General features: G+C 72.2%; 3 protein-coding genes and 2 pseudogenes. All 5 read left to right on the top strand.

Features of this window, described 5'->3' with window-relative positions; all coding sequences use genetic code 11:
- A pseudogene (locus QH283_RS00640) lies at positions 1-205 on the top strand (virulence factor Mce); the annotation flags it as partial.
- A 57-nt stretch (positions 206-262) separates the two neighbouring features.
- Positions 263-577, top strand: coding sequence for a DUF4286 family protein (locus QH283_RS00635; RefSeq protein WP_280501068.1), 315 nt, complete (start codon positions 263-265; stop codon positions 575-577).
- 34 nt (positions 578-611) lie between these two features.
- Positions 612-1,607, top strand: coding sequence for an acyl-CoA dehydrogenase family protein (locus tag QH283_RS00630; protein ID WP_280501067.1), 996 nt, complete (start codon positions 612-614; stop codon positions 1,605-1,607).
- Entirely contained in the window at positions 1,588-2,760 is a 1,173-nt protein-coding gene (locus QH283_RS00625; RefSeq protein WP_280501069.1) for an acyl-CoA dehydrogenase family protein, read from the top strand. Before QH283_RS00630 ends, QH283_RS00625 begins: the two co-directional genes overlap by 20 nt.
- Before the next feature lie 167 nt (positions 2,761-2,927).
- Positions 2,928-3,203: pseudogene (locus tag QH283_RS00620) on the top strand (MMPL family transporter); the annotation flags it as partial.

Genomic DNA, 3,203 nt, shown 5'->3' with positions numbered 1-3,203 from the left:
CGAGAACAGTCCGCCCGGCGACCGTCCGTCCGGCGCGGCCCCCGCGAGCGCCCCGACGGAACAGGCGCCCGCCACCCCGGCCGTCGGCTACGCCCGCTACGACCCCGCCACCGGTGCCTACCTGGCCCCCGACGGCCGCGTCTACCGCCAGAGCGACCTGGCCGTCCCGCCGCACCGCCCCTGGACCGATCTGCTCCCGCACTGACCCGGCCGCCCGGGGACCGCAGCCGAAACCCGCCCCCGAGAGAACAGGAACCCGACCATGACCGACGCCAAGATGCTCGTCTTCACCAATGCCGTCGACGGCCGCGACGAGGAATTCAACACGTGGTACGACACCGAGCACCGCGACGACGTGCTCGCCATCCCCGGCATCGAGACCTGCACTCGCTACGAGATCCAGCCCGTTCCCGGCCGCGGCGAACCCACCCATCGCTACCTGGCCGTCTACGAACTCAGCGCGGAACCCGACGAGGTGTTGCGCGGCTTCCAGGAGCGCGCCGCGAGCGGCAAGCTGCCGCTGAGCCCGACGCTGGACCTGAAGTCCATGGCCATGCAGGTGTGGCGAGCGCGCTGAGAACCGCGTCGACGGACGACAGGAGGTCGATCGGATGCTGTTGGAATTCGACTCCGATCAGCGGTTCTGGCAGCGCACCGTGCGCGAGGTCATCGCCAGGCACTGTCCGCCCGCGCTGATCAGGGAGGTGGCCGACCGCGGGGCCGATCCGGGGCCGCTGTGGAAATCGCTTGTCGACCAGGGCTGGACGGCCATGACCGCGCCCGCCGAGGCCGTCGAGCTGACCATCGCCCACGAGGAACTCGGACGCGCCTGCGATCCGACCCCCTTCCTGGCCACCACCAGCCAGTTCGCCCCGCTGGCCCCCGATGCGCCGCCGGACCTCGCCGGTGCGGCCGTCCACGAGGGCGTCACGGCCACCCGCGACGGCGCGGACTGGGTGCTCACCGGTTCGGCCCGCGTCCTCGACGGCGACCGCGCCGACCGGCTGGCCGTCGTCACCGGCGCGGGTGTCTTCGTCGTTTCAGCCGCCGCGCTCGACATCCGCCGGGCCGCCGTCTTCGACCCGGTCCTGCACATCGCCGACATCGTCTTCGACCGGGTCCGCGTCGCCCCCGCCGACCGGCAGCGGGCCGATGTCCGGCACGCCCGCGCCGTCGCCCTCACCGGCATGGCGGCCACCATGGTGGGCGCCTGCCAGCGCGTGCTGGACACGGCCGTCGAGCACGTGCGCGAACGCCGCCAGTTCGGTGTGCCCATCGGCTCCTTCCAGGCCGTCGGCCACAAGGCCGCCGACATGCACGTGGCCATCGAACGCGCCCGCGCCCTCACCTATTTCGCGGCCCTCACCATCGCCGAGGGCGACGAGCGCAAGCACCTGGCCGCCGTGACGGCCAAGGCCGCGGCGGGTGAATGTCAGTCGCTGGTCTTCCGCCACGGCCTGCAACTGTTCGGCGCCATGGGCTACACCTGGGAGAACGACGTCCAGTTCGCCTTGAAGCGCGCCAAGGCGGGGGAGTTGCTGCTCGGCGGCACCGACGAACACCGAGCCACGATTGCGAGGCACCACCGTGCAGCTGACCTTCGATAGCCGCGTCGAGGCCTTCCGCGCCGAACTCGTCGCCTTCCTCGACGAGCACATGCCCGACGCCGAAGGACTCGAACGCCCCCGTTCCAGCTCCCACACCCCCGACTGGGCCCGGCGCTGGCAGCGTGTCCAGTTCGATCACGGCTGGCTGGTGCCCGGCAACCCGCCCGAATACGGCGGCCGCGACGCGGGCATCCTCGAGCAGTACGTGCACCGCGAAACCCTCGCCGAACGCGGCATCCACGAACACTTCAACCCCCAGGGCGTCGGCATCATCGCCGCCTCCCTGCTCGGTTTCGGCACCGAGGATCAGAAGCGGCACTGGGCCGTGCCGATCCTGCGCGGCGACCTCACCGCCTCCCTCGGCATGAGCGAACCCGGCGCGGGCTCCGACCTGGCCGGCCTGTCCACCCGCGCCCGTCTCGACGGCGACCACTTCGTCGTCGAGGGGCAGAAGGTCTGGACCTCCGGCGCCCACGACGCCGACGTGCTGCTGGCCTTCGTCCGCACCGACCCGGACGCCCCCAAACATCGTGGCATCTCGGCGCTGCTGATCCCGACCGACCTGCCCGGCGTGCGCCGCCGGCCGTTCGCCTCCGTGTGCCGCCCCGACGACCTGGACTTCAACGAGGTCTTCTTCGACGCCGTGCGGGTGCCCGCCGGAAACCTGGTCGGCGAACTGAACGCGGGCTGGCGGGTGGCCAACGGCTCCCTCGGCCACGAACGCAACCTGCTGTGGACCAACTTCGCCAGCCGCCTCGACGGCCTGCTCGCCGACTTCCGGCCGTCGACCCCGCTCGAGGAGAACCGCTACGCGACCCTCGCCATGGATGCCCAGGCCCTGCGCCTGCTCGGCTCCCGCGCCCTGGCCGCCGCCGCCCGCGGCGAGGAACCCGGCCCCGCCCTGTCGGTGCTGAAACTCCTCGGCTCCGAGGCGGTCCAGGCAGGCGCCGAACACGCCCTCGCCGCCGCCGGCCCGGCCGGACTCGACCATCCCGGCGTCACCGCCCGCTACAGCCCGCTCAGCCTCGAGGACACCGCCCCCGGCTGGTTCGAACGCTTCGTCCGCACCTTCGCCGGCACCATCGCCGGCGGCACCTCCGAGATCCAGCGCACCATCATCGCCGAGCGCGTCCTCGGCCTGCCCCGACCGTGAAGGGTGTCCTTTCGGTCTGCGCCGGGCCGAACGCGCCGTCGACCAGACCACACCGCGCCGGGAACCTTCTGTGACAGTAGGCCGTTGAGCGGAAGGCTCGACGGCGAGCCCTCGGTGATGGAAGGGGTCCGCGATCGTGGTGGCGCAGAGGCCGGGGGTGGTGGGCGTTGTTCGCATGGTGGGGTGAGCGGGTCGCGCGCGGACGGTGGATCGTCATCGTGACGGTCGCGGCGGCGCTGCTCGGGTTGTCGGCCTTCGGATCGGGGCACGCCGACCATCTGAGTTCGGGTGGCATGTTCGATCCGGGATCGGAGTCGGCGGAGGCGAGCGAGCTGGCCGACGCCGCGTTCGGTCGCAACCACGACGCCGACGTGAGCGTGCTGTACACCGCCCCACCGGGCAGGACGGTCGACGACCCGGAGTTCTCCGCCGCGGTGGTGGAC

Source organism: Nocardia farcinica (assembly GCF_029867845.1).
GTDB lineage: Bacteria > Actinomycetota > Actinomycetes > Mycobacteriales > Mycobacteriaceae > Nocardia > Nocardia farcinica_A.
This window is presented reverse-complemented; position numbering and strand designations above follow the sequence as displayed.

Excerpts from the sequence above, each read along its gene's own strand:
- QH283_RS00635 (WP_280501068.1), top strand. The coding sequence starts at position 263 with ATGACCGACGCCAAGATGCTCGTCTTCACCAATGCCGTCGACGGCCGC.
- QH283_RS00630 (WP_280501067.1), top strand. The coding sequence starts at position 612 with ATGCTGTTGGAATTCGACTCCGATCAGCGGTTCTGGCAGCGCACCGTG.